Source organism: Curtobacterium flaccumfaciens pv. betae (assembly GCF_026241855.1).
Lineage (GTDB): Bacteria > Actinomycetota > Actinomycetes > Actinomycetales > Microbacteriaceae > Curtobacterium > Curtobacterium flaccumfaciens.
On the sequence record NZ_JAPJDC010000001.1, the window covers coordinates 609072 to 634804 of the forward strand.

Here is a 25733-nt window from a genome sequence, read left to right on the forward strand (position 1 = left end):
GGGCGACGGTTCGTGACCGCTCGACGGAGCTGAGCGGGGTGTCGTGACCGTTCGGGTGGCACCGGGTACTGGCGCGGCGGGCGGTCGTGACGTGTCGTGGGTGGGCCGCCGGGTGGTCGCGAACTGTCGGTTGGCGGGGCCTCGGCCGACGGTTCGTGACCGCCCGATGGAGCTGAGCGGGGTGTCGTGACCGTTCGGGTGGCACCGGGTACTGGCGCGGCGGGTGGTCGTGACGTGTCGTGGGTGGGCCGCGGAGTGGTCGCGAACTGTCGGTTGGCGGGGCCTCGGCCGACGGTTCGTGACCGCTCGACGGAGTTGAGCGGGGTGTCGTGACCGTCTGGGCGGCACCGGGTACCGGCGCGGCGCGTGGTCGCGACGTGTCGTGGGTGGGCCGCGGAGTGGTCGCGAACCGTCGGTTGGTGGGGCCTCGGGCGACGGTTCGTGACCGCTCGACGCACGTGAGCGGGGTGTCGTGGCCGTTCGGGCGGCACCGGGCACCGGCGCGGCGGGTGGTCGCGACGTGTCGTGGGTGGGCCGCCGAGTGGTCGCAAACTGTCGGTTGGCGGGGCCCCGGCCGACGGTCCGTGACCGCTCGACGGACGTGAGCGGGGTGTCGTGACCGTTCGGGCCACGCCACGCCACGCCCCACGCCACGCCACGCCACGCGTCGGACCGGGCGCGGCGTCAGGCGCCGAGGCGCTCGATCAGCTCGGCGTAGCGCGCAGCCGTGCGCTCGACGATCTCGTCCGGGAGCACCGGCGGCGTGCCCTGGCGGTCCCAGTGCGCGCTGAGCCAGTCCCGCACGATCTGCTTGTCGAACGAGTCGGTGCGGTCGGCCGAGCGGGCGTCCCAGTAGCGGCTGGAGTCGCTCGTCAGGACCTCGTCGGCAATGCGGATCCGGCCGGTGGCGTCCTGCCCGAACTCGAACTTGGTGTCCGCGATGACGACGTCCCGCTCGAGGGCGATGGCCGCGGCCTCGGTGTAGACGTGCAGCGAGAGCTCGCGCAGGGTGGCGGCGGTCTCGGCACCGACCAGGTCGACGGTCTGCTCGTACGAGATGTTCTCGTCGTGCTCGCCCTGGGCTGCCTTGTACGCCGGCGTGTAGATCGGTTCCGGCAGGCGGTCACCGTTGCACAGCCCGGCGGGGAGCGCGACGCCGCACACGCTGCCGGTCTCCTGGTACTCGGCCCAGCCGCTGCCGACCAGGTACCCGCGAACGACGCACTCGACGGGGAACATCGTGAGCGGCATGACGTGCATCGAGCGTGCCTCGACTTCGGCGGGCACCGGCGTGCCACCGGAGGACGGGCCGATGATGTGGTTCGGGACGTCACTCAGCTGGGTGAACCAGAACCGGGACAGGCGGGTCAGCAGTTCGCCCTTGCCCGGGATCGGCGGCTCGAGCGCGAAGTCGTACGCGCTGACCCGGTCCGAGGCGACGAGCAGCAGTTCGGACGCGCTCGCCAGGTCAGCGGTGCCCTCGGGCACGTAGAGCTCGCGCACCTTGCCGGACGAGACGTGCCGCCAGCCGGCGATCGGCGCGGGGGCGGTCACTTCGCGACCTTCGCTGCGATGTCGGTGCGGAACTGCGCGCCGTCGAGCGTGATGTCGCCGAGCCCGGCGTAGGCGCGCTCGCGGGCCTGGGTGAAGTCGGACCCGGTCGCCACGACGCTGAGCACCCGGCCGCCGGTGGCCACGAGCGTGTCGTCGAGGACGCCGGTGGCGGCGTGCGCGACCGATACGCCGTCGCGGGCGTTCGCGTCGTCGATGCCGGTGATCGGCCGACCGGTCTGCGGGTTCTCCGGGTAGCCCTCGCTCGCCAGGACGACGGTGACGGCGACCTCGTCGCGGAACACGGGTGCGGGGACGGCACCGAGCTGCCCGGTGGCGGCGGCCAGCAGGAGTTCGCTGAGCGGCGTGGCCAGGCGGGGGAGCACGACCTGCGTCTCCGGGTCGCCGAAGCGCGCGTTGAACTCGATCACGCGGACGCCCTGCTCGGTGACGATGAGGCCGCAGTACAGGAGCCCGACGAAGGGCGTGCCCTCGTGCTCGAGGCGGCGGACGGTCGGCAGCGCGACGAGCTCGGTGACCTCGTCGACGAAGGCCTGCTCGGACGGCCAGCGCTCGGCGAGCCACGGCAGCGGCGAGTACGCGCCCATGCCGCCCGTGTTCGGTCCGAGGTCGCCGTCGGCCAGGCGCTTGTAGTCCTGCGCGGGACTGAGCGCGCGGACGTCGTGCCCGTCGCTCAGGAAGAACAACGAGACCTCTTCGCCGTCGAGGAACTCCTCGACCACGACGTGTCCGTGCTGGAGCCAGTAGGTTGCGTGGTCGATCGCGGCCTGGCGGTCGTCGGTCACGAGCACGCCCTTGCCGGCGGCGAGCCCGTCGGCCTTGACCACGTACGGGGCGCCGAGCTCGTCGATCGCGGCGACGGCTTCGTCCGCCGTGCCGGCGTAGACCGGACGCCCGGTGGGCACACCGGCCTCGCCCATGATCCGCTTGGCGAACGCCTTCGAGCCCTCGAGCTGCGCGGCGGCCTTGCCCGGCCCGAACACCGGGATGCCGCGGGTGCGCACCGGGTCGGCCACGCCGGCGATGAGCGGGGCCTCTGGGCCCACGACGACGAGTTCGACGTCGTTCTCGATCGCGTACTCGGCGACGAGCGCACCGTTGGTGGGGTCGAGGGAGACGGTCTCGACGTCGGCGGCGATGCCGGCGTTGCCGGGCGCTGCCGTGATGACGTGGCCCGCATGCTCAGCGAGGAGGGCCGTGATGATCGCGTGCTCGCGGGCACCGGAACCGAGGACGAGGATTCGCACCCGATCACCCTACCCAGCCCGACTCGCCGCCCGCGATGCGAGGGCTAGCCTGTGGAGATGCCACCCAGGAGGATCGAGGACGCCGACGGGCGCGCGGCACTCGCCGCGGTGCGTCGTGGGGAGACAGCCCGACCGGCCGTCGCGACCGCGGTGCGGTGGACGTTGCAGTGCCTGGCGGACGAGGTGCCGGGCAACAGCGTCGAGGTGCGGGTGCCGCCGTTCGCCGCCGTCCAGGCCGTGCCCGGGCCCCGGCACACCCGCGGCACGCCGCCGAACGTGGTCGAGACCGATGCCACCACCTGGCTGGCGCTCGCGTCGGGCGAGCTGACCTGGGCCGAGGCGGTCGCGCAGTCGCGCGTCAGCGCCTCGGGCTCGCGTGCGGACCTGACGGCGTTCCTGCCGGTCCGGCTGCCCGCCCCCGGCCCCTGACCCCCGGGCACCAGACCCACCGGCACCAGACCCACCCACGCCGAAGGCGCCTGCGGAGGAGTCCCGCGCGAATTAGGTAGTGCCTACCGATGCGCCCGCATCGACCTGGTTCCTAAGCTTGAAGTCGCCGGGATTCGGACCCGACCCGAACGGGTCCGAACCCGGCGACAGGCACCAAGGTACGCGATGTTCCACACAACGTGTCAATCGTGGCGGCGCGTCGTGCTGCAATCCGCAACGTTCTTGCGTGTGCGACAGCCGATGCCGAACGCCGAGCAGCTCAGAGCAGCTCGCTGAGCTCCGACCGCGCGTGCAGGTCCCACTTCGCGAAGACACGGGACAGGTGCGCGTCGATCGTCCGCGTCGAGAGCCCGAGGGACTCCGCGATCCGCCGGTTGCTCAGCCCCTGCGCGGCGAGCTCGGCGACCTCGTACTCGCGCTTCGTCAGCGGCGGCTTCGAGCGCCCGGCGGCCACCGAGACCCCGTGCGCCGCGAGCACGCCCTGCGCCGCGATCACCCGCGTGCGGTCGTCGGCGCGCACGGCGTCGGCGTACTCGATCACGGCGGCGGCGAGTGGTCCGTCGACGCGGGTGGCGGCCTCGCGCATCCGCTCGAGCGAGCCGGTCGAGTCGCGCCCCTGCGACATGCCGACCGCGTGGTGCAGGGCGTACCCGTACATCACGTGCGTCCACGAGCCGTTCGCCGTGCTGCGTTCGATGATCTCGTCGGCGTGCTGCAGCCCGGCCGGGTTGCCGAGCACGGCCTCGGTCCAGGCGATCGACACGGCGACCTGTTCGCCGGTGATCCGCATCGCCCGCTGCGGGGTGGTCCGGGCCCGTTCGAGTGCACCGGAGGCTGCTTCCGGGCGTCCTGCGTAGGCGTGCGCCAGGGCCAGACGTGCCCAGGGGTAGGCCGCGAACCCGCCGTGGTCGGCGATGTCGTACCGTTCGCACGCCGCCGAGAACGCGGCGACGGCGTCGTCCCAGCGGCGCTGTGCGATCGCCAGGTTGCCCTGGCCGATGAGCTCGAGCGTGAAGTCGTACTTCAGGTAGGGGCTGGACCGGCCCGCCGGCACCTCGATGATCAGGTCGTCCAGGTCGCCGCGCCACATCTGGACCTGGTGCAGGACGGAAGAGTTCTCGCCGACGCTCCAGGGCGCTGCCTCGACGTGCGCCACGGCGGTGGCCAGGGCGCGGTGACCGAGCGCGGACGCGTCGTCCAGTCGGCCGGCGGTCGCCAACGCCATCACGGCGCAGGGTGCGACGGCGAGGAACGACATCGGCATCGTCGGGGCGTCCACGATGCCGCTGCGCTCGATCTCGTCCCGGACCTCGGCGAAGTCCCCGCCCCAGCCCTGGTGCGCCATCCGGAGCAGCCGCAGCCGTTCGACGGCCTCGTCGGACACCACCAGGCGCGTGGCGGCATCGGTCAGGGCGACCGCCGCCGTGACGTCGTCGTCGTGGAACTGGCGGATGTTCGCCAGGGTCTCGCACGCTTCGATGACGGCCTCGTCGGTGACGTCGCCGACGTGCCGCTTCGCCGCGCCCCAGGCGGCTTCGGCGTCGGCGCGGCCGGCTTCACGGCCGTCCGAGTACGAGTACGCCAGCGAGCGGAGGCAGTGCGCCGCGACCTGTTCGGTGGGGGTGAGCGTCGTGCGGAGCGCTGCCGAGGCCAGGGCGATCCCGCTCTCGTGCTCCTGCAGCCGCACGGCGACCTGCGCCGCGTCGAGCAGCTGGTCGACCGACGGCAGGACCCCGCACTCGAGCGACCACAGCGCGGCACGCAGCCGTGCGGCGGGCGGTGCACCCTCGGGCCGGTCGGTGCGGAACGCGTTGGCGCGCGCGAAGAGTGCGGTGCGCCGGGCCACCGGCACCAGGGTCCGGATGACCTCGCCGACGAGCGGGTGCGACGGCCGGACGACCGCGGCGCCGTCCTCGAGCGAGTCGATGCGGACCAGGCCGAGCGCGACGACCCGGTCGACGTCCCCGCCGGTGACCAGGCCGAGCAGGCGCGCGAGCGGGATCGGGTCCGCGAGGGCGACGATGTCGACGACGTCGCGCAGGTCCTCCGGCAGCGACCCGAGCTCCGTGCGGTACATGTCGGCGAGGCTGTCCGACGCGGTCACCCGTCCGCGCCAGTACCACCCGGTCGCGGTGTGGTCGAGGGCGCCGGAGACCCGTGCTGCGCGGACCACCTCGCGCAGGTACAGCGGGTTGCCGGCGGTGGCGCGGTGGACGCGCTCGGCCGAGGCGTTCTCGAGCGGCGAGCCCAGTGCCTCGGCGACGAGCGCCGCGGTCTCGTGCAGGGCCAGGGGCTGCAGGTCGATGCGCTCGAGCAGGTCGTCCTGCCACAGCGCGCGGAGCGGCTCGGGGAGCGCCGTGAAGTCGCGGCAGGTCAGGACGAGCCGGGCTCCCTGCCGGCGGACCAGCCAGGCGACGTACCGCGCGGAGATCGCGTCGAGGTGGTCGGCGTCGTCGACGCGGAGCAGGACGTCGCGGTCGACGAGGTCCTCGATCGCCCGGAGGCGCTGCTCGGCACCGGTGTCGTCGGACAGCTCCGAGATGGACGCCGGCAGTTCGCCGAAGCGCTCGGCGACGGCGCCGAAGGGCATCGACCGGCTCGCGGCGACCGCCGTGATCGGCACGACGACCGTGCGGCCGGTGCCGTCGCGCCCGGCGACGCGGTCGGTGACCCGCGCCGCGGCCGTGCTCTTGCCGATGCCGGGGGCGCCGACGAGCGCGACGCTCCACCGGTGCTCGGCGACGACGGCGACGGCGCGGTCCTCCTCGACTCGCTGTGCGACGGGCCAGGCCACGCGGGCGGGGGTGGTCGGTCGGCGTCGGCGGGCGGGTGCGGTTCGTTCACGCATCCGACACACCTCCTCCGCTTGGGATACCGACCAGTAGCGACCATCCTCTCCCGGATCGGTCGCCGCGCACAGGCCGCGGGACGTCCCACAGTGGGGGACAATGGACGGGTGAGCAACACCGATCAACCCGACGAGCAGCCGCTCCCCACGCCGGCGCCGGCTCCCAGCGCGGTCGCCAGCCCCGACGAGGTCACCATCCGCCGTGCACCGAAGTTCGGCGTGTTCATCGTCGGCGGTGCCGTGCTCGGATTCCTCGCGACCCTCGTCGTGGTCGCCCTCACCATGAACCTCGGCGGTCAGCGGGACCAGACCAGCTTCGGCAGCCTGGTCGGCTACTTCAGCCTGTGGGGCGTCACGATCGGCGCCTTCATCGGTGCGGTCGTCGCCGTCGTGTTCGACCGGGTCTACGCCCGGCGTTCGGCCCGCCTGACGGCGGAGCGCGTCGAGGTCGAACTGCCGCCCGAGACGGTCGACGGTGAGCTCGACGACCACGGTGACCAGCGGCCGTAGCCGCTCCCGATCAACGGACTGGAGGCCCGGTGCCAGCTGGCACCGGGCCTCCCGTCCGTCTGGTGGTCGCGATCGCGACCCCCACTCAGCTGAGCTGGTTGGCCTCGACCCAGGACAGGTACTCCGGGCTCACGGTGCCCGTGACGTACTCGCCCGTGAAGCAGCTCATCTCGAGGTCGGTCACGTCCGAGCCCTCGATGATGGCGTCGCGCATGTCCCCGACCTCCTGGTAGATCAGGTGGTCGCTGCCGAGCACGCGGTTGATCTCCGGGATCTTCCGGTCGTGCGCGATGAGCTCCGCGCGCGTCGGCATGTTGATGCCGTAGACGTGCGGGAACCGGACAGGGGGAGCGGCGCTCGTGAACGTGACCTCGTTCGCGCCGGCGGCCCGGGCCATCTCGACGATCTCGCGGCTCGTGGTGCCGCGGACGATCGAGTCGTCGACGATCAGGATGTTCTTGCCCTTGAACTCGGACGACATCGCGTTGAGCTTCTGACGTACCGAACGCTTGCGCTCCGCCTGCCCCGGCATGATGAAGGTGCGGCCGACGTAGCGGTTCTTGTAGAAGCCCTCGCGGTACTCGATGCCGAGCTTCCGGGCGACCTGCATGGCCGCCGGACGGCTCGAGTCCGGGATCGGCATGACCACGTCGATGTCACCGGTCGGCGCGTACTGCTCGATGGTGTCGGCGAGACGGTTGCCGAGGCGCAGACGTGCGTCGTAGACCGAGATGCCGTTCATCACCGAGTCGGGACGTGCCAGGTAGACGTACTCGAACGAGCACGGCACCAGGCGCGGGTTCTTCGCGCACTGGCGGGCGTGCATCTGGCCGTTCATCTCGATGAAGACGGCCTCGCCCGGGGCGATGTCGCGGACGATCTCGTACCCGCCGGACTCGAGCACGAGCGACTCGCTCGCGACGACCCACTCCGGCTGCCCGGCCTCGTCGAACTTGTGGCCGAGGATCAGCGGGCGGATGCCGAACGGGTCGCGGAAGGCCAGCAGCCCGTGCCCGGCGATGGTCGCGATCGTGGCGTAGGAGCCCTCGACCCGCTCGTGCACGCGCTCGACGGCGTCGAAGACCTGACCCGGGTCGAGGTTCGCGCCGCGGACCTGGCCCTGCAGCTCGTGCGCCAGCACGTTCACCAGGAGCTCGGTGTCGCTCGTCGTGTTCAGGTGGCGACGGTCGATGTCGAACAGTTCACGCGTGAGTTCCCGCGTGTTGGTGAGGTTGCCGTTGTGGACGAGGACAATGCCGTACGGCGCGTTCACGTAGAACGGCTGGGCCTCTTCCTCGTTCGTCGCGGCGCCCTTGGTGGCGTAGCGGACGTGTCCGAGCCCCATGGTGCCGAGGAGGGCACGCATGTCGCGGGTCCGGAACGCCTCACGCACGTGGCCGCGGGTCTTGTGCATGTGGTGCACGTGACCCTCGACCGTGGCGATGCCCGTCGAGTCCTGCCCGCGGTGCTGCAGGAGGAGCAGTGCGTCGTAGATGGATTGGTTGGCGGGGCCCTGCGCAACAAGGCCGACGATGCCGCACATTCGCGGGTGTGCTCCAGACCGTAGAATCGGGGGGTACCGAACAAGTCTGCCATGTCACCGCGAAGGACTCCGCATGCCCAACCCGTACGCCGAAGCCGGAGTGGACACCGCTGCCGGTGACCTGGCCGTCGAACTGATGAAGTCCGCGGTCGCGGCCACCCACAACGCCTCGGTCCTCGGTGGCGTCGGCGGGTTCGCCGGGCTCTACGACGTCTCGTTCCTGAAGGACTTCTCACACCCGTTGCTCGCGACCTCGACAGACGGCGTCGGCACCAAGGTCGCCATCGCGCAGGCGATCGACAAGCACGACACCATCGGGCAGGACCTGGTCGGCATGGTCGTCGACGACATCGTCGTGGTCGGCGCGAAGCCGCTGTTCATGACCGACTACATCGCCTGCGGTCGCGTCGTGCCCGGCCGGATCGCCGACATCGTCGCCGGCATCGCCCGCGGCTGCTCGGAGACCGGCACCGCCCTGGTCGGCGGCGAGACCGCCGAGCACCCGGGGCTGCTCGGCCCGGACGACTACGACGTGGCCGGTGCGGCGACGGGTGTCGTCGAGGCCGACGCACAGCTCGGAGCGCACCTGGTGCAGGACGGCGACGTGGTCCTGGCGATCGAGTCGTCGGGCCTGCACTCGAACGGCTACTCGCTCGTGCGGCACATCCTGTCGTCGCGGGGCGTCGGCTTCACGGACCAGCTGCCCGAGCTGAGCGGCGTCGGGTTCGGCGGCGCGGTCTCCGTCGGCGAAGCCCTGCTCGAGCCGACCCGCCTGTACACCGCACCGCTCCTGGCCCTGCTCGAGCAGCACCCGGGCGCGGTGCACTCGCTCTCGCACGTGACCGGTGGTGGCATCGCCGCGAACCTGGCGCGCGTGCTGCCCGTCGGCTCCTGGGTCGAGGTCGACCGTTCCACCTGGCAGCCGCTCCCGGTCTTCCGGGTCCTGGCCGACATGGCCGGCACTCCGATCAAGGACACCGAGGGCACCTGGAACCTGGGCATCGGCATGTTCGCCGTCGTCTCGGCCGGGGCCGCTGCCGAGGTCATCGCCTCGCTCGGTGCCGCCGGCATGCCCACGTGGCCCGTCGGCACGATCGCCACGTCCGCGCGGGACCTGACCGGGTTCGAGCAGGGCGCCAAGGGTGTCGACGGCGGCGCGGTCCGGCTCGTCGGGAGCTACGCGGGCTGACCCGCTCGGTGCGGTGCCGTGGTGCGTGCGGTGAGTGGTCACGAACTGTCGTTTGGCGGCCCTGCAACCGAAGGTTCGTGACCACTCGGCGTCATGCGCGCGGTGAGTCGTGACCACTCGAGGCCGGGGACCCGGGCGCGGCAACGGGGCGTGGCACCGGTGTGGCGAGTGCGGGTGGCCCCTGCCGCCGGCGTGGGGTGTCCCGGGACCCGCCGTGGTGCGTGCGGTGAGTGGTCACGAACCGTCGTTTGGCAGGCCGGTAACCGACGGTTCTTGACCACTCGGCGTCATGCACGCGGTGAGTCGTGACCACTCGAGGCCGGGGACCCGGGCGCGCCGAGGGATGCCTGGGCACACTCGGTGTCTGGGCGCGCCCCGTGTCCGGGCACGCGGAAACGCCGCGCTGCCCGAGGGCTGCGCGGCGTGACTGCGAGAGAGGTCAGGCGGACTTGTTCTGGTCTGCCTGGGTCTCGAACTCGTCTTCGTCTTCCGCCGGTTCCGGACCGTACTGGTCCGCCCAACGGTCGACGTAGTTCTCGTCGGAGTGTTGTCCGGCGGAGAGCTCCTGCTCGAGCGCACCGTAGTTCGTCTGCGGGCTGAAGTACTTCAGCTCACGGGCGACCTTGGTGTGCTTCGCCTTCTGACGGCCGCGCCCCATGCGTGACCCCCTCGTTCGGCTCTGGTCCGGTCCTGGCGAATGACGGAGGATCACTCGGGGAACCAGACGGTTCGTGGTTTGAAATCTGCCGATCACTCTACCATGTACCTCGATCTGGACGTCGCGCGACGGCTGGCCCGCACAGCAGAATCGAAGTGATGACGGAACCCCTCGAGACCCCGGTCGACCAGCACGCCCGCGTGGTGGTGATCGGTGCGGGGCAGGCGGGGCTCTCGGTGGGATACCACCTGCGTCGCCTCGGGCTCGTCCCCGGCAGCGACCTGGTGATCCTCGACCGCGCGCCGAGCACCGGTGGGGCGTGGCAGTTCCGGTGGGAGGCCCTCCGGCTCGGGGCGGCGCACCGTGTGCACGACCTGCCCGGCATGCGCGCGATGGGCCTGGAGTTCGACGACGCCGACCGGTCACGACCCGCGCGGGACGTCGTCGGGGAGTACTACCGGCGGTTCGAGCAGCACTACGACCTGCGGGTCCGGCGCCCGGTCTCGGTGACGTCCGTCTCGCGCATCGACGGCGACGACGGCGTGGCGGGCGGCGCTCCGGCGGACGGCGGCCTGTGCGTCACGACCCGGAGCGCCGACGGCACCGTCACGCGCATCCGTGCCGAGGTCGTGGTGAACGCGTCCGGCACGTGGGGCACCCCTTTCGTGCCGTGGTACCCGGGGCGCGACGTGTTCCGCGGGCGGCAGGTCGACACGACCGAGTACCGCAGCGCCACCGAGTTCACCCGCCAGGACGTCGTGGTGGTGGGCGGTGGGACGAGCGCGATCGGGTTCCTGCTCGAACTCGACGGCGTCGCCCGTTCGACGCGGTGGTTCACCCGCCGCCCGATGGTCTGGGCCGGGACCGCGTCGCTCGACGTCGAGTCCGCGGTGGCTGCCGTCGACGAACAGGACCGGGCCGCCCGCGCCGGCGCGGTCCTGCCGAGCATCGTCAGCGGCACCGGGGTCCAGGTGTCGCGGCGGATCCGCGCCGGCATCGACCGCGGCGTGCTGCGTGACGAGCCGATGTTCACGCGGATGGACGAGACCGGCGTGTGGACCGCGGACGGCGCCCACGTACACGCCGACGCGGTGATCTGGGCGACGGGGTTCCGGGCCGACCTGCGGCACCTCGCGCCGCTGCACCTGCGGACCACGGCGGGCGGGGTGGTGGTCGAGGACGGCCGGTCCGGCGAGGAGCCGCGGTTGTTCCTGGCCGGCTACGGTCCCCAGGCATCGACCATCGGTGCGAACCGGGCCGGCCGACGCATCGCCCGCCAGGTCATGGACGCACTGGCGGGCTGAACGGCCGCGCGGCCCCTCGCACGGTGCGAGGGGCCGCGCGAACGGTGCGAGGTTCCGTTCCCGGTGCGGGCCTCGTGAGCTCGCACGGGCGACGGAACCTCGCACCGGACGGACCGAAGCGCGCGGCTCAGGCGGGCAGGGGCTCCTCGACGCCACGACGACGGCGCGACGACTTGAGCACCAGGGCATCGAGCGAGAACCGCCCGGGCCCGGTCAGCGCCACGGCGAGGGACGCCACCGCGAGGACGAGCACGTACTCGAACCCGCCGTCCTGCGAGTAGAAGCCGGCGGTGCCGTGGGCCAGGAACCCGGCGACGACCATGTCGACGGCCAGCAGCACGCCGACGACGCGGGTCGCGACACCGAGCACGAGCAGGATGCCGCCGACGAGCTCGAGGCCGGCGACGAGGGGTGCTGCGACCTCGGCGAGGGGGACGCCCATGCCCGAGAAGCCCTGCACCACGTTGGGGATGCCCTGGGCGAACTTCTGGGCGCCGTGGGCGATGAACACCACCCCGAGGACGATGCGGAGCGCGGTCAGGCCGATGGAGGTCGATGTCGTTCGCATGGCCACGAAGGTAGCCGGTGACGCGTCATCGATCGTCCTCGAACAGGGGACTGACCGCGCTTCGCCAGAACATGCCCAGAGCATGCCCAGACAGCGGTCCGCCGAAGAGCGGACTGCTTCTCAGGAATCGGCGCCGCGGCCGGTCTGCTGCTGGAGGCGGTCGATGTGCTCCGACGCCTGTGCCTTGGTGAGGTCGGCGGGGAGTTCCTCGCCGGCTTCACGGGCCAGGGTGTCGAGGTAGCTGCGCTGCGGTCCGGTCATGGGCTCGTCGCCGGTGACCCACTGCTCGGGGTCCTTGCTCGCGTCGGTGGAGGGGTCGGGTCGGGGTCCGCCGAGGGTCTCGCCCTGGATCGGTGCGTCCGGGGTCTGCTGCTGGTCGCGGTCTGCGTCACTCATGTCCGCGACGGTACGCCGCACCCCCGTCACGACACGCAGCAGCGGCGTCCCCCGAAGCGGCTCAGCGGCACGGTGCGCACACCGGCACAGCGCGCACAACGGCACAGCGCGCACGACGGCACGCAAACGCACCGAAGCGGCTCAGACCGCGGTCGCCGCGTACCGCACCAGGTCGGCCCCGACGGCACTCGTGGCGATCGGCACGACGCGGTCGTCCCGCCGGATCCAGATGGTCGCCGCACGCTCGTCGATCCGGTCGACCTCGTGCAGCTCGCCGTCGAGCAGCACCGAGGCCGCGACCCGGACGTGCCCGCTCGCCGGACGTGGGGGCAGCCCCACCACGTCGTCGCCGTACGCCGGGTGTTCGCCGGGCTGCAGGAACGGGGACACCGGGGCCGTGACGACCTCGAGTCCCTCGTCGACCGCGGTCACCGCCACCAGGCGGACGGCCTGGTCGGTCGGCAGCGGCACGTCGACGACGGGCTCGGCGGTGGGGCCGGCCAGTGCGCGGAAGGCGGGGCGACCGTCGGGGGCGAGGTGGGCCTCCAGGCCGTCGATCCGGACGCGACCGCGCCCACGGGAGTCGGCGTAGACACCGGGCTCGATGCCGGACTGCCGCGCCTCGAGCCGGGTGAGGACGACGCGGTCCGGGCGGTACCAGTCGCGGAGCGCGGCCGGGTCCACCCAGCCGACGCTCGGGACGCCGCGGGAGAGCGCGGCGGACTCGTCGGCGGCACGCTCGTCGCGCGCGCCGAGGGGGTGCTCGCCGCGCACGGCGACGAGCCCTTCGAGCGGGCTGCCGGCCGGCGGTTCGTGGTCGAGCACCTCGACGCGCTTCGAGACCTTGCCGCCGTGTCCGTCGAACGTGGCGAACGTCCGCAGGTCACTGATGGTCATGGGGCCACATGCTACGACTCGTCGGCTCCCCGTCGCGGCGGCGAGGGCACGAGGGCGTGGATCTCGCCCGTGCAGAGCGCGGGGTCGATGCCCTCGGCGGGGCCGGCCGGACGGGTCGCGCGGCGCGGCTGGATGCTGTTGCGCTCGGCGGACCGGAGCAGGCGGTCCTCGGCCGAAGCCGAAGCCGAAGCCGAAGCCGAAGCCGAAGCCGAGGCCGCGGCCTCGGCCTCGGCCGACGAACCGGGCTGCGCGGGGCGGCGGAGCGGGGGCCGGATGGGCTCGCCGCGGCGCTCCTGGCCGGGCAGCGGGCGGGAACGGCGGCCGTAGAGCAGCTCGGACGAGTCGAGTAGCCACGGCACCAGGGCGACGGTGACGCCGTGCACGAGCAGCAGCTTCTTGCGGATGCGGCGGCCGCGGTGGTTGTGGAGCAGGCCCTCCCACCAGTGCCCGACGATGAAGATCGGGGTGTAGACGGTGACGACCTCGGAGCCGTGCTCGGCCCGGTGTGCCTTGATGTACTTGATCAGGGGCATCGAGATGTCGCGGTACGGGCTCGGCACGATCGTCAGCGGTACCTGGAGGCCGTACTCCGCCCACTGGTCGCGCAGGCGTTGGGACTCGGCGTCGTCGATCGCGACGTGCACTGCCTCGATGCTCGCGTGCTCGGCGGCGACCGCGTAGTCGAGCGCCTTGAGCACGGGCTTCTGCAGCTTGTTCACCAGGACGATCGCGTGGTCGCCGGTGGCGCCGAACTTCGTCTCGACGTCGGCCTCGATCTCGTGCGAGACGTCGCGGTAGTAGCGGTTCACGCCGAGCATGAGCACGTACAGCACCGGCATGATCAGGAACACGAGCCAGGCGCCGTGGGTGAACTTCGTGATCGTGACGATGACGAGCACCACGAGGGTGAAGGTCGCACCGATGGCGTTGATCGTCCGGGAGCGGACGACCTGCCCACGGTTCACCGGTGGCTCGCCGTCGGCGGCGGGCGCCCCGTCCCGGTCCCGATCGGCCCGCAGCAGTCGTGTCCAGTGCACGACCATGCCCGTCTGTCCGAGCGTGAACGACACGAAGACACCGATGATGTAGAGCTGGATGAGGCTCGTGACGTTCGCCCGGTAGACCACGAGCAGCGCCGCGGCGACCAGGGCCAGGACGATGACGCCGTTCGAGTAGATGAGCCGGTCGCCGCGGGTCGAGAGCGCCTTCGGAGCGTACGAGTCGCGCGCCAGGATCGAGCCGAGCAGCGGGAACCCGTTGAAGGCCGTGTTCGCCGCGAGGAGCAGGACCGCGGCCGTCGTCGCCTGGATCACGAAGAACAGCACCGAGTTGTTGCCGAAGGTCGCGGCCGCGATCTGCGCGATGAGCGAGCGCTGCGGCGTGGTGGCGCAGTTCGCGAAGCCCTGCAGGTCGCAGGCACGCTCGGCGTAGTGCACGTGCGACACCAACGCCAGGGTGATGAGCCCGATGAACAGGACGATCGCGATGCCGCCCATCGCGACCAGGGTGGCCTGCGCGTTCTTGATCTTCGGACGGCGGAACGCCTGCACGCCGTTCGCGATGGCCTCGACGCCGGTCAGGGCCGAGCATCCCGAGGCGAAGGCGCGGAGGAGCAGCAGGATGAACGCCGCCTGCGTGGTGTGCTCGACGTTCTGCACGGTGTACGCCGCGGACTCGGCGACCGGAGCGTTGCCGGCGGCGACCCGGACGAGCCCGGTCACGACCATCACGAAGACGCTCGCCACGAACAGGTAGGTCGGGATCGCGAAGGCCTTGCTCGACTCCCGCACACCTCGCAGGTTCGCGGCGGCGAGCAGCACGACGAACAGCAGGGCGAGCTCGACGCGGAATTGGTCGAGCATCGGGAGCGCCGAGATGATGTTGTCGACACCGGAGGCGACCGACACGGCCACCGTCATCACGTAGTCGACGAGCAGCGCGCTCGCGACGACGAGCCCGGCCTTCTCACCGAGGTTCCGGTGCGCCACCTCGTAGTCGCCACCACCCGACGGGTACGCCTTGATGAGCTGCCGGTACGAGGCGACGACGACCACGAGCAGCAGCACGACGAGTGCGGCGACCCACGGCGCGAACGTCAGGAAGGCCATGCCGCCGAGCAGCAGGATCATCAGGAGTTCCTGCGGCGCGTACGCGACAGAGGACAGCGGGTCACTCGCGAAGATCGGCAGGGCCAGGTGCTTCGGGAGGAGCTGTCCTTCGAGCTTCTCAGAGGGGAGGGGATCCCCGATCAGTCGTGCTTTCAACGACCGGATCTCGTTCGTCACGAGCGGCAAACCTACTCAGTTCCGGGCGCGAGTCAACACGGTTCGCCTGCCGCATATTCCCGGCTGCCCACCGGTGCTCCACCCAGGGGATCGCGCACCCCGTTTGGTTGACGCAGCGTCAAGCATTACAGTCACCAGCATGAGCGCATCGACAGGCCCGGGCGACCCAGCTGCGAAAGCTCCCCACGTCATCACCGAGGTGGCGCGTTCCGCCGGTGTCTCGAGCCGGACCCTGCGGCACTACGAGGCCGTCGGGCTGCTGCCGGCCACGGCCGTCGGCGCCGGTGGGCTGCGGCGCTACGACGACCGTGCGCTCGTCCGACTGCAGCGCATCCTGCTGCTGCGCGGGCTCGGACTCGGACTGCCCGAGATCGCGCGACGGCTCGACGACGAGGGTGACGACGTCGCCGCGCTCACGGCGCACCTGACGTGGCTCGAGCACGAACGAGACCGCCTGGCCCGGCAGCTCGCGGCCGTGCGCACCACCGTGGCGCGCGTCGAGCACGGGGAGGACCTGGCGGCGGCCGACGCGTTCGCCGGCTTCCCGCCGACGCGGCTGCCGGGTTCCTGAAGTGCCGGCAGCCCCGCGCACGCGGCGGGCCGACAGTCGGTGCGGACGACGGCCGGGAGGCCCGTGGTCGCGACCGCCTGTCGGCCGCCAGCCGTCAGAGCGACTTGCGCAGGGCCTCCAGGCCGTCACGCAGACGCGTCACGGTCTCCGCACCGAGCGTGCCGCGGGTCGCCCGACGGCGCAGGTCCGCACGCACCTGCTGCCGGAACGACGACAGGGCCATCTCGAGCTCGCGCAGGGCGCGGGCGCTGTCCGACGGCACGGACACGGGCTCCTCGGCGGAACCGGTCGCCGGGCTCTCGGCGGCGGCGGCCAGGTCGGCACGGAGCGAGCGCATGGCCTCGCCGACCGAGGCGCGCACACCGTCGGCCAACGACTTGACCGAGTCGCTCACGCCGGACTCGACCGCGGCGATCTCGTCGGCACGCGCCGCGAGCTCGGCACGGCCGGCGTCCGTGATCGCGTAGACGGTCTTGCGGCCGTCGGCGGTCTTGGTGACCAGGCCGTCGTCCTCGAGCTTCGCGAGCCGGGGGTACACGGTGCCGGCGCTCGGCACGTAGGTGCCGCCGAAGCGGTCGCCGAGTGCCTGGATGAGCTCGTAGCCGTGCATCGGGTGGTCGGCCAGCAGGACGAGCAGGTAGAGCCGCAGGTGGCCGTGGGCGAAGACGGGGCTCATTCGGGCACCTCGCTCTCGTTCGTCGGGGTGGTCGACGGGGTGGGCGGTGTCGTCGGGGGTGCCGGCTCGGCGACCGGCGGGGCGTGCAGCACCGCGATGTCGCCGGAGACGGAGTTCACCCGCAGGTCGAGCCACTGGCCGGACAGTTCGCCGCCCTGCTTGACGTACGAACCGCGCACTCCGCGGATCTCGGCGTCGTCGAACTGCAGCTTGCCGGTCGCGGTGTTCACCGTGCACTTGTAGGCGACGCCGTCCGCCAGGCGGACGCTCACCGACCCGGACACCGTGTTGACGCGGGCGGACTCGGGGACCCCGTGCAGGTCGAGCACGACGTCGGCCGAGACGCCGTCGGCCTGGAACCGCGGGATCTCGCCGGTGGCGACGACGTCGCCGGAGACGGTGTGCACCGCGAGCGCGCCGTCGAGGTCGCGGATCGTGGTGGCGCCCGAGACGGCGTTGACCGTGACGTCACCCGCGACACCGTCGACGACCAGGTCGCCGGACACCGTGTTGAGGGTGGCACCGCGGTTCGTGCCGGACAGCAGCGCACCGGCCGAGACGACACCGAGCGTGATGCCGGCGTCGCGGGGGACCAGGATGCTGACGTCGGCGTGGGCCTTGCCGCGGAAGGACTTCAGGAACCCGATGGGGTCGTCCCACCGGACCTGGGGGTGGTCGACGGTGAGGGTGTCGCCGTCCACCTCGATGAGCATCTGCTTGCCGGACACACTGTGGATCTCGACCCGGGCCGTGGGTTCGTCGTGTGCGACGACGTCCACCTGCCCGCCGACGAGGCCGACACGCACGGTGCGCACGATGCCGGTGTCGATGACCTTGGGCTCGTCGACGAGCCACTTCTCCTGCGCCATGTTGCCTCCTGGAACTCGCGATGTATCGCGTCTGTGCAGGTCACGCTATATCGCGTTCCCCACGGCCGCAAGGGGTCGCACGCGATCGCCGGGCGATTGCCGGGCGAGCGCCCGGCGATCGTGAGCAGGAATGGTCGGGTCGGCGCCGTGGACCCGACCGTTCCTGCTCACGAAGCGGGCGTTGCGGGGGTGGGGCGGGCCTCCAGGGCGGGTGTGACGGCGGGTGCTGCGCCGTCGCGCGCGGCGGCCGTGCGCTCTGGGCTCCACGGGAACCGGCGGAAGTGCGGCATGAGCGGCTGGACCATCGGGCCGATCGCGAACGCCGCGATGACGGTGCCGGCACCGACGTCCCCGCCGAGGACCCACCCGACGATCACCACGGTGACCTCGACCAGGGTCCGTGCGAGCCAGATCGGCCAGCCGAGCCGCTGGTGCAACCCGACCATCAGACCGTCCCGCGCCCCGGTGCCGAACCCCGCACCGATGTAGAACGCCGTCGCGACCGCGAGCAACACGAGTCCCGCGGCGAACAGCGCGATCCGGGCGACGCTCCCCGACGGCTCCGGCACCAGCCAGAGCACCAGGTCCGCACTCGGCCCGATCGCCAGGGCGTTCAGCAGCGTCCCGATGCCCGGCTTCTGACGCAGCGGGATCCACAGCAGCAGGATGACGCCACTCGACACGACCGTGATGACGCCGAACGACCACGGCACGACGTTCTCGAGCCCCTGGGTCAGCACGGTCCACGAGCTCACGCCGACCACCGCTCGGACCTGCAGTGCGGTCGAGGCGCCGTAGAGGAACAGTCCGACGAAGAGCTGGACGAAGCGCAGGGTGAGGGCGGTGCGGCGGGGCATGTGGCCATCGTCCCGACAGATTGGCCTGCTGGTCGAGAGCCAATCGCGCTACCGTGGACCCGTGCCCCCTGTCCTGATCAGTGCCCGCGCCGCCGCCCACCTGCTGACCGACTGGCGCGCGAGCACCGACGCGCCGGCCTACGAGGCGCTCGCCGACGCGCTCCGAGTCCTCGTCATCGACGGGCGGGTCGCCCAGGGTGTCCGGCTCCCGGCCGAGCGCGGCCTGGCCGCAGCCCTCGGCGTCTCACGCACCACCGTCGCGAACGCCTACGCCCGCCTGCGCTCCGACGGGTTCCTGGTGTCCGTCCGTGGCTCCGGCAGCGTGGTCCACCTGCCCCGTGACCTGGTCGGCCGGCCCGACCCCGAACGCCTGGGCGGGGTCGTCGAGGGGGACCTGCTCGACCTGCGCAAGGCGGCCCTGCACGCGGCCCCCGGCATCGACGAGGCGGTCGAGCGGGCGGTCCGGCACGTGCCCGCCGCGCTCGCCGGCATCGGTTACGACACCGTCGGCGACCCCGGCCTCCGCGCCGCGATCGCCGCGCGCTACACCGAGCGCGGACTGCCGACCGAGCCCGCCCAGGTCATCGTCACCATCGGCGCCCAGCACGCGATCGCCCTGCTCGCGCGCGTGCTCGTCCGCCGCGGCGACGCCGTCCTCGTCGAGTCCCCGACCTACCCGCACGCGCACGAGGCCTTCCGCGAGGCCGGCGGCCGCCTGGTCGGCGTCCCCGTCGATGCGCGGACGGGGTGGGACGCCGCCGCGCTCGAGACGACGCTGCGTCGCACCGCGCCCTCCGTCGCCTACGTCATGCCTGAGCTCCACAACCCGACCGGTGCGACCATGTCCGCATCGACCCGCCAGCTCCTGCTGTCGGTCGCGGCATCGGTCGGCACGACCGTCATCGCCGACGAGACGATGGGGGAGCTCCGCATCGACGGCTCGCCGTCGCCGCCGTTGGCAGCGGCGGACCCGTCGGGGGCGTCGGTCGTGATGATCGGTTCCGCCGCCAAGGTCTTCTGGGGCGGGCTGCGGATCGGCTGGATCCGCGCCGACCCGGCGCTGCTGCAGCGGCTGCTGCTCGCTCGCCCGACGGGCGACCTCGGCACCCCCGTGCTCGACCAGCTGGTCGTGCGCGAGCTGGTCCCGCGCACGGCGGCCGTCCTGGAGGCGCGGCGTGCGTCCCTGCGCGAAGGTCGCGACGCGGTCGTGGGGGCGCTCCGGGCGCGGCTCCCGGAGTGGGACGTCCCGGCGCCGGCGGGCGGGTTGACGACGTGGGTCGGGCTCGGCCGGCCGGTGTCGAGCGCGCTCGTGCTCGCCGCGCGGGCCGAGGGCGTGGTGCTGGCCTCGGGCGGGGTGTTCGGGCCGGACGGCGGGTTCGAGCGGTTCCTGCGGGTGCCGTTCACGATGGCCCCGGCCGACCGGGGGCGGTTGGTCGACGTGCTGTCGCGTGCGTGGGAGCGGGTCGGTGGCGAGTCGACCGGGGTGCGGGGGTCGTTGGCGGCGGTGGTCTGAGCGGTGCGTCGTCCGGGCTCGGTGTCGTGCGCCGGGGCTCGGTGTCGTGCACCGGGGCTCGCTGTCATCCTCTGGGGTGAGGCCGGGTCGGGGGTTGTCGCTCCCCGGGGTGATGCGGCGGCGGTGGGGTCCGGCGAGGCTGGAGCCATGAACGCGACCCTGTCCGCCGGAACCCGCTCCGCTGTGCCGACGCCCGTCGATCCGCCCGCGCCGGTCCCCGCCGTGGTGCGGGTCACCATCGCGCTGAGCGGGGCGGCCCTTGCCGGCGTCCTGACGTCGTTCGGGCAGGCTGTGCCCGCACTCGCCTCCGTGTCGAACTCGGCGGGACCGTGGTTCCTCGTCGCCGCGCTGCTGTGCCTGGCAGCGGGAGCACGAGCGGGCCGGGTCGCCCTGCCGCTCGCGATGGTGCTCGGCGTCGTGCTCCTCGAGCTCATGCACGTCGGGTACTGGGCCACGACGGTCCTGCGCGGGTTCCCGGACGTGCTGTCGATCACGAACCCGTGGGTGCTGCTCGGGGTGCCGGCCGGGCTGCTGGCCGGGGCGGTCGCCGTGGCGGTACGTTCCCGCGACGCCCGGTGGCGCGCGGGGGCGCTCGGCGTGACGGCCGCGGTGCTCGCCGGTGAGGGGATCCGCGGGCTGCTGCAGATCGCCGCGACGACCGGGCACGTGACCTGGGTCGTCGAGATCGTCGTCGGCGTGGTGCTCCTCGGCATCGGGGTCCTCGGCACCCGTTCACCCGTTGCGCGCGTGGTGGCGCTCGGCACCGGGGTCGTCGGGACGGTCGCGGTGCTCGGGGCCTACTTGGTGCTCGGCGGGTTCTGATCCGTCGGTGGGTCCTGGCCCCTCGGTCCTGATCCGACGGCGGGTTCTGGCTGCCAGCCGAGCGTTCGTCGGTCGGTCCTGCGAGGATCGATGACGTGCACCTCCTCTCGGTCTTCAGCCTGCGCAACCGGGCCCTCATCGCGCTCGTCACGATCGTGGTCGCGGTCTTCGGCGGCATCGCGCTCTCGAGCCTCAAGCAGGAGCTGATCCCCAGCGTCGAGTTCCCGCAGGTCGCGATCGTCAGCGCCTACCCCGGAGCCACGCCAGAGGTGGTGTCGAACGACGTCTCGACCAAGATCGAGCAGGCGATCCAGGTCGTCCCGGACCTCGAGTCGACCAGCGCGACCTCGTCCACCGGGCAGAGCGTCGTGTCGGCGTCGTTCCAGTACGGATCGAACCTGGCCAGCGCCGAGGACAAGATCCAGACCGCGGTGAACGCGCTGTCGCTGCCCGACTCGGTGCAGACGCAGATCGTCACCGGGTCCTTCGACGACCTGCCGGTGCTGCAGATCGCGGTCTCGGCGTCCGGCAACCAGGAGCAGCTCGTCGACCGGCTGCAGGCCTCGGCGATCCCCGACCTCGAGAAGCTCGACGGCGTGCGGCAGGCGGACGTCTTCGGCAACCCGGGTCGTCGGGTCGTCATCACGCCGAACCAGGACGAGCTCGCCGCCCGCGGCCTGACCCAGACGGCGATCTCGGACGCGCTCGACGACAACGGCACCCTGATCCCCGGCGGCACCATCACCGAGGACGGCTCGACCCTGTCGGTGCAGACGGGCGAGCGGATCGCTTCGCTCGACGACATCCGCGCCCTGCCGCTGACGAGTTCTTCGAGCTCGTCGAGTTCTTCGGGCTCGTCGGGGTCGGACGGGTCCGGGTCGGGTGCCGCCGGCGCCGCCGGGACGACATCGCCCGGTGACGGCACTGCTGCGGGTGCCACCGGTACGGGTGCGACCGGCACCGGGGCGACCGGTGACACCGCGACGGGCGGGTCCACGACCGCGGCCACTCCCACCGACACCACGTTGGGCGACGTCGCGAAGGTCGCCATCACGGAGTCGCCGCGCACCTCGATCAGCCGCGTGGACGGCCAGCAGGCCCTGACGATCTCGATCACGAAGACGCAGGAAGCCAACACCGTCGACGTCTCCGAGACCGTGCGCGACGCCCTGCCCGGCATCGAGGACAAGATCGAGGGCGACCCCCGTTTCACCGTCGTCTTCGACCAGGCGCCCTACATCCAGCAGTCCATCGACTCCCTGGCCGAGGAAGGCCTGCTCGGGCTCGCCTTCGCGGTGATCGTCATCCTGGTGTTCCTGCTGTCGTGGCGCTCCACGCTCGTCACCGCGATCTCGATCCCGACGTCGGTGCTCCTCGCCGCGATCGGCATGCGCGCCGCCGGGTACACGCTCAACATCATCACGCTGGCGGCCCTCACGATCGCGATCGGCCGCGTGGTCGACGACTCCATCGTCGTCATCGAGAACATCAAGCGGCACATGCTCCCCGGCGTCGACCGCGGCCGTGCCGTGCGGGACGCCGTGCGCGAGGTCGCCGGTGCGGTCACCGCGTCGACGCTGACGACCGTCGCGGTGTTCCTGCCGGTCGCCTTCGTCGCCGAACTCGTGGGGGAGCTGTTCCGTCCGTTCGCCGTGACCGTCACCCTGGCGCTCGTCGCGTCGCTGTTCGTCTCGCTCACCATCGTCCCGGTGCTCGCGTACTGGTGGCTGCGCACGCCGAAGGCGAAGCCGGGCGACGCGACGACGGCAGCGGACGCGGAAGCGGTCGCAGCGCCGTCGGGTGCCGACGTCGAGCACGATCGCTCCGAGGGTGCGCTCGCCTCCGCCGCCGACCTGCACGACGCCGGCACCGCCGACCGTCTGCGCCGCGTCTACCTGCCGGTGCTCCGGTGGGTCGTCCGGAAGCCGGTGGTCGTCATCCTGCTCGCCGTGATCGTGCTCGGCGGAACGGTCGCGACGCTGCCGTTCGTCACCACGAACTACCTCGGCGACTCGGGGCAGAACACCTTCACGGTCACGCAGGACCTGAAGGCCGGCTCCAGCCTCGCCGTCCAGTCCGAGTCCGCCCGCAAGGTCGAGCGCGCGCTGCAGGACGTCGACGGCGTCGAGACCGTGCAGACCACCATCGGCACGAGCGGCCAGTCGATCCAGGCGGCGTTCGGCGGTGGCGGCAGCGCCTCGGTGCAGTACGCCGTCACGACCGACGCCGAGGCCGACCAGCCGACGATCCAGGCCGACGCCCGGAAGGCGATCGGGGGGATCGACAACGTCGGCGAGGTCACCATCGCGTCCTCCGGCGGCGGGTTCGGCGGCAGCAGCGACATCGAGGTCGACGTCACCGCGCCGACCCAGGCGCAGCTCGAGACGGCGTCGCGCCAGGTGCTGAAGACCATGCAGTCGGTCCCGGACACCACGGGCGCCACGAGCAACCTGTCCGCCGCGGAGCCGTTCCTCGCCGTCCGGGTCGACCGCCAGAAGGCCGCGTCACTCGGCCTGACCGAGACCCAGGTGGGTGGCCTCGTCGCCGCAGCGGTCTCGCCGCGGGACACCGGCAGCATCGAGATCGACGACGCGACGCTCGACGTCTACATCGCCGACCCGGAACCGCCGACCACCATCGGCGCACTCCGTGCCCTCGACGTGCCGACGAGCACGGGCACGGTCCCGCTGTCCGACGTCGCCACGGTCGAGGAGTCCGAGGGGCCGACCACGGTCACCACGACGAACGCGGCCCGCACCGCCACGATCACTGTGACGCCGGACGCCACGAACCTCGGTGCGGCCGTGCAGTCCGTCACGACCGCCGTCGACGAGCTCGACCTGCCGAAGGGTGCGACCGCCTCGATCGGTGGCGTCGCCGCCAGCCAGTCGTCGGCGTTCTCGCAGCTCGGGCTCGCGGTGCTGGTCGCCGTGCTGATCGTCTACGTGATCATGGTCGCGACGTTCCGGAGCCTGCTCCAGCCGCTGCTGCTGCTCGTGTCGGTGCCGTTCGCGGCGACGGGCGCGATCCTGCTGCAGATCGCGTCGGGCGTCCCGATCGGCGTCGCGTCGCTGATCGGACTGCTCATGCTCGTCGGCATCGTCGTGACGAACGCGATCGTGCTCATCGACCTCGTCAACCAGTACCGACGGCGCGGCTTGCGGGTGCGCGAGGCGTTGATCGAGGGCGCCACACGACGCCTCCGTCCGATCCTGATGACGGCGATGGCGACGATCTTCGCGCTGCTGCCGATGGCGATCGGGCTGACCGGCAAGTCCGGCTTCATCTCGCAGCCGCTGGCCCTGGTCGTGATCGGTGGCCTGGTGTCCTCGACGCTGCTGACGCTCGTGGTGCTGCCGGCGCTGTACTTCGTGGTCGAGCGGGCTCGAGAGCGCCGCGCGGATCGGCGGGCAGCGCGGCAGACGGAGCCGGGCGAAGCGGTCTAGCGGCGGTACTCGGCGTCGATGGCGGCGAGGGGCGAGACGACGACGCGCTCGGTCCGCTCCTCGCGCTCGACCGCACGGAACCACGACACGAGCACCAGGGTCAGCGTCACGAGGAACACCACGGCGGCGCCCTGCGACACGACGGCCAGCTGTCCGGTGACCGAGGCGTACCCACCGAACGACACCGCGGCGACGAACGACAGCCCGAGCAGCAGCTCCCCGAACGTCTGCAGCGCCGGGCGGTCCCAGCGGGTCGCAGCGGCGCGGGCAGGGCGGGTCGAGGTGTCGGTCACCCCCGAAGTCTGCGGCCGGGGGCGCGGCAGCGGCAGTCCCGACTCCGGGTGGCACCCACCCGGGGCACGCGGTCGGACGCCCTGCGCGGTCGGCCGGTCGGACGCCATGCGCGATCAGGCGGTCAGCCGGCGCGGTCAGCCCAGCTGCGTCCGCAGGAACGTGACCACGCGGCGGCTCATCGCCTCGTCGAGCTGGGCGATCGAGTGCGCCGTGCCCTCGACCGCCACGAACGTCACCGGGACGTCGTGGGACCGGAGCGTCGCGGCGAACTCCTGCGACTCCCACATCGGGATGAACTCGTCGGTGGAGTGCCCGATGAAGAACGGCGCGGTGTCCGAGGTGACGTGGAACTCCGGCGACGCCCTGGCGGCCGCCGGGCACCTGGCGTACGACCGGCACCCCAGGTAGAGCAGCTGCTTGCGCTGGAAGGCCGCCGACACCCCGTCGGGCTCGGTGGACCGGGTGGTCAGGTTCGTCGGCCCGCTCAGGTCGACCACGGCACGGATCCGGTCGCCGTCGGCGTACGCGGCGGAGTCGTGGTCGGTGACGGCGAGCATCGCGGCGAGGTTGCCGCCGGCGCTGCCGCCGAACACGCCCACGCGCTGGGAGTCCACGTCGTAGGTCTCGAGCGTCGCCGGACGGAACACGTAGTCGAGCGCACGGCGGACGTCGTCGAGCCCGGCCGGGAACGGGTCGGTCGGCGCCAGCCGGTAGTCGACGTTGAACGTCACGAAGCCCTCGGACGCCAGGTACTTGCACACGGACCGGTAGGCGGCGGTCGCCTTGTCGCCGTGCGACCAGCTGCCGCCGTGGATCATCAGGACCGCCGGGCGTCCGGTGGCGGCCCCGACCGCTCGGGCATCGGGGTCGGCGGTGGCCGAGGCGGACGGCGTCGCGGTGGGGGTCGCCGTCGTCGCGGGGTCGCTGTCGGCCGGCAGGCACACGTCGAGGCGCTGCAGCGGATCGGTGCCGTAGGGCACGTCGGCCACCACGTCGATGCCGTGGTACCGCAGCGACAGCGGGTAGATGATGCTGTCCGCGGTCACCGTGGCGTTCTCGTCGCCGACCGGGTCCGTGCTGCAGGACGCCATCGCGCCGAGCGCCACGACCGCGGCGACGAGCGCGAGCACTGAGCGGCGGCCGGACTTCATCACGTCCACGCTAGCCGCACCGGCAGCCGCCCACGTCACCCGAGCGGAGGACGGCAGTGCGAGGATG

22 protein-coding genes are annotated in these 25733 nt (G+C 72.2%); 8 read left to right on the top strand and 14 right to left on the bottom strand.

Going from position 1 to position 25733, the window contains the following annotated elements:
• Positions 1 to 684: 684 nt before the first annotated feature.
• Together ORG17_RS02970 and purD are read right to left on the bottom strand one after the other, a co-directional pair.
• Entirely contained in the window at positions 685 to 1554 is an 870-nt protein-coding gene (locus ORG17_RS02970) for a phosphoribosylaminoimidazolesuccinocarboxamide synthase (protein WP_214526705.1), read from the bottom strand.
• On the bottom strand, positions 1551 to 2819 hold the full coding sequence (gene purD, locus ORG17_RS02975; protein WP_111056840.1) for a phosphoribosylamine--glycine ligase: 1269 nt from the start codon (positions 2817 to 2819) through the stop codon (positions 1551 to 1553). The genes ORG17_RS02970 and purD overlap by 4 nt, the downstream gene beginning before the upstream one ends.
• A gap of 57 nt (positions 2820 to 2876) precedes the next feature.
• Between purD and ORG17_RS02980 the strand changes: the two genes are divergently transcribed.
• On the top strand, positions 2877 to 3248 hold the full coding sequence (locus tag ORG17_RS02980; protein WP_214526706.1) for a sterol carrier family protein: 372 nt from the start codon (positions 2877 to 2879) through the stop codon (positions 3246 to 3248).
• Between the two features lie 280 nt (positions 3249 to 3528).
• Here ORG17_RS02980 and ORG17_RS02985 read toward each other — a convergent pair whose 3' ends face one another.
• Entirely contained in the window at positions 3529 to 6117 is a 2589-nt protein-coding gene (locus tag ORG17_RS02985; RefSeq protein WP_214526707.1) for a helix-turn-helix transcriptional regulator, read from the bottom strand.
• Positions 6118 to 6225: 108 nt separating this feature from the next.
• Between ORG17_RS02985 and ORG17_RS02990 the strand changes: the two genes are divergently transcribed.
• Positions 6226 to 6627 carry a hypothetical protein gene (locus ORG17_RS02990; RefSeq protein ID WP_051596625.1) on the top strand — a complete coding sequence of 134 codons (402 nt, stop codon included), beginning with the start codon at positions 6226 to 6228 and terminating at the stop codon, positions 6625 to 6627.
• A gap of 85 nt (positions 6628 to 6712) precedes the next feature.
• Here the strand turns inward: ORG17_RS02990 and purF are convergent, their stop codons facing one another.
• Positions 6713 to 8170, bottom strand: a complete 1458-nt coding sequence (purF, locus tag ORG17_RS02995) for an amidophosphoribosyltransferase (RefSeq protein ID WP_027465037.1) — start codon at positions 8168 to 8170, stop codon at positions 6713 to 6715.
• A gap of 73 nt (positions 8171 to 8243) precedes the next feature.
• On the opposite strand from purF, the gene purM reads away from it, so the two are divergent.
• Complete coding sequence (gene purM / locus ORG17_RS03000; protein ID WP_214526708.1) at positions 8244 to 9359, top strand: phosphoribosylformylglycinamidine cyclo-ligase; 1116 nt, start codon at positions 8244 to 8246, stop codon at positions 9357 to 9359.
• A 439-nt stretch (positions 9360 to 9798) separates the two neighbouring features.
• On the opposite strand, the gene ORG17_RS03005 is transcribed toward purM, so the two are convergent.
• The gene (locus tag ORG17_RS03005) at positions 9799 to 10017 is read right to left on the bottom strand and encodes a DUF3073 domain-containing protein (RefSeq protein WP_017886249.1); all 219 of its coding nucleotides are present in this window, start codon (positions 10015 to 10017) and stop codon (positions 9799 to 9801) included.
• A gap of 158 nt (positions 10018 to 10175) precedes the next feature.
• Between ORG17_RS03005 and ORG17_RS03010 the strand changes: the two genes are divergently transcribed.
• Positions 10176 to 11321: an NAD(P)-binding domain-containing protein gene (locus ORG17_RS03010; protein ID WP_214526709.1), complete on the top strand. Its 1146-nt coding sequence runs from the start codon at positions 10176 to 10178 to the stop codon at positions 11319 to 11321.
• A 127-nt stretch (positions 11322 to 11448) separates the two neighbouring features.
• Here ORG17_RS03010 and ORG17_RS03015 read toward each other — a convergent pair whose 3' ends face one another.
• The 4 genes from ORG17_RS03015 to ORG17_RS03030 form a co-directional block, all read right to left on the bottom strand.
• Entirely contained in the window at positions 11449 to 11889 is a 441-nt protein-coding gene (locus tag ORG17_RS03015) for a DoxX family protein (protein WP_027465040.1), read from the bottom strand.
• Between the two features lie 120 nt (positions 11890 to 12009).
• Complete coding sequence (locus ORG17_RS03020; RefSeq protein ID WP_017886246.1) at positions 12010 to 12285, bottom strand: DUF3072 domain-containing protein; 276 nt, start codon at positions 12283 to 12285, stop codon at positions 12010 to 12012.
• 141 nt (positions 12286 to 12426) lie between these two features.
• A complete protein-coding gene (locus ORG17_RS03025; RefSeq protein WP_214526710.1) occupies positions 12427 to 13182 on the bottom strand; it encodes a hypothetical protein in 756 nt (251 codons plus the stop codon).
• Positions 13183 to 13193: 11 nt separating this feature from the next.
• Positions 13194 to 15476, bottom strand: coding sequence for an APC family permease (locus ORG17_RS03030; RefSeq protein WP_214526711.1), 2283 nt, complete (start codon positions 15474 to 15476; stop codon positions 13194 to 13196).
• A gap of 130 nt (positions 15477 to 15606) precedes the next feature.
• On the opposite strand from ORG17_RS03030, the gene ORG17_RS03035 reads away from it, so the two are divergent.
• Complete coding sequence (locus ORG17_RS03035) at positions 15607 to 16038, top strand: MerR family transcriptional regulator (protein WP_214526712.1); 432 nt, start codon at positions 15607 to 15609, stop codon at positions 16036 to 16038.
• Positions 16039 to 16132: 94 nt separating this feature from the next.
• On the opposite strand, the gene ORG17_RS03040 is transcribed toward ORG17_RS03035, so the two are convergent.
• The 3 genes from ORG17_RS03040 to yczE all read right to left on the bottom strand — a co-directional run bounded on the left by ORG17_RS03040 (position 16133) and on the right by yczE (position 18440).
• Complete coding sequence (locus tag ORG17_RS03040) at positions 16133 to 16714, bottom strand: PadR family transcriptional regulator (RefSeq protein ID WP_214526713.1); 582 nt, start codon at positions 16712 to 16714, stop codon at positions 16133 to 16135.
• Entirely contained in the window at positions 16711 to 17583 is an 873-nt protein-coding gene (locus ORG17_RS03045; RefSeq protein ID WP_214526714.1) for a DUF4097 family beta strand repeat-containing protein, read from the bottom strand. Before ORG17_RS03045 ends, ORG17_RS03040 begins: the two co-directional genes overlap by 4 nt.
• A 167-nt stretch (positions 17584 to 17750) precedes the next feature.
• Positions 17751 to 18440 (bottom strand): membrane protein YczE, encoded by a 690-nt coding sequence (yczE, locus tag ORG17_RS03050; RefSeq protein WP_214526715.1) that lies wholly within the window; start codon positions 18438 to 18440, stop codon positions 17751 to 17753.
• Between the two features lie 61 nt (positions 18441 to 18501).
• Between yczE and yczR the strand changes: the two genes are divergently transcribed.
• From yczR to ORG17_RS03065, 3 genes are all read left to right on the top strand, one after another.
• The gene (gene yczR / locus ORG17_RS03055) at positions 18502 to 19953 is read left to right on the top strand and encodes a MocR-like transcription factor YczR (protein WP_254791676.1); all 1452 of its coding nucleotides are present in this window, start codon (positions 18502 to 18504) and stop codon (positions 19951 to 19953) included.
• 147 nt (positions 19954 to 20100) lie between these two features.
• On the top strand, positions 20101 to 20775 hold the full coding sequence (locus tag ORG17_RS03060; RefSeq protein WP_214526716.1) for a DUF6518 family protein: 675 nt from the start codon (positions 20101 to 20103) through the stop codon (positions 20773 to 20775).
• Between the two features lie 95 nt (positions 20776 to 20870).
• Complete coding sequence (locus tag ORG17_RS03065; protein WP_301565288.1) at positions 20871 to 24221, top strand: efflux RND transporter permease subunit; 3351 nt, start codon at positions 20871 to 20873, stop codon at positions 24219 to 24221.
• Here the strand turns inward: ORG17_RS03065 and ORG17_RS03070 are convergent.
• Both ORG17_RS03070 and ORG17_RS03075 read right to left on the bottom strand, forming a co-directional pair.
• On the bottom strand, positions 24218 to 24514 hold the full coding sequence (locus tag ORG17_RS03070; RefSeq protein ID WP_027465048.1) for a hypothetical protein: 297 nt from the start codon (positions 24512 to 24514) through the stop codon (positions 24218 to 24220). The two genes, ORG17_RS03065 and ORG17_RS03070, sit on opposite strands and share 4 nt — an antisense overlap.
• Before the next feature lie 135 nt (positions 24515 to 24649).
• Positions 24650 to 25666, bottom strand: coding sequence for an alpha/beta hydrolase (locus ORG17_RS03075; protein ID WP_214526717.1), 1017 nt, complete (start codon positions 25664 to 25666; stop codon positions 24650 to 24652).
• Between the last annotated feature and the right edge of the window lie 67 nt (positions 25667 to 25733).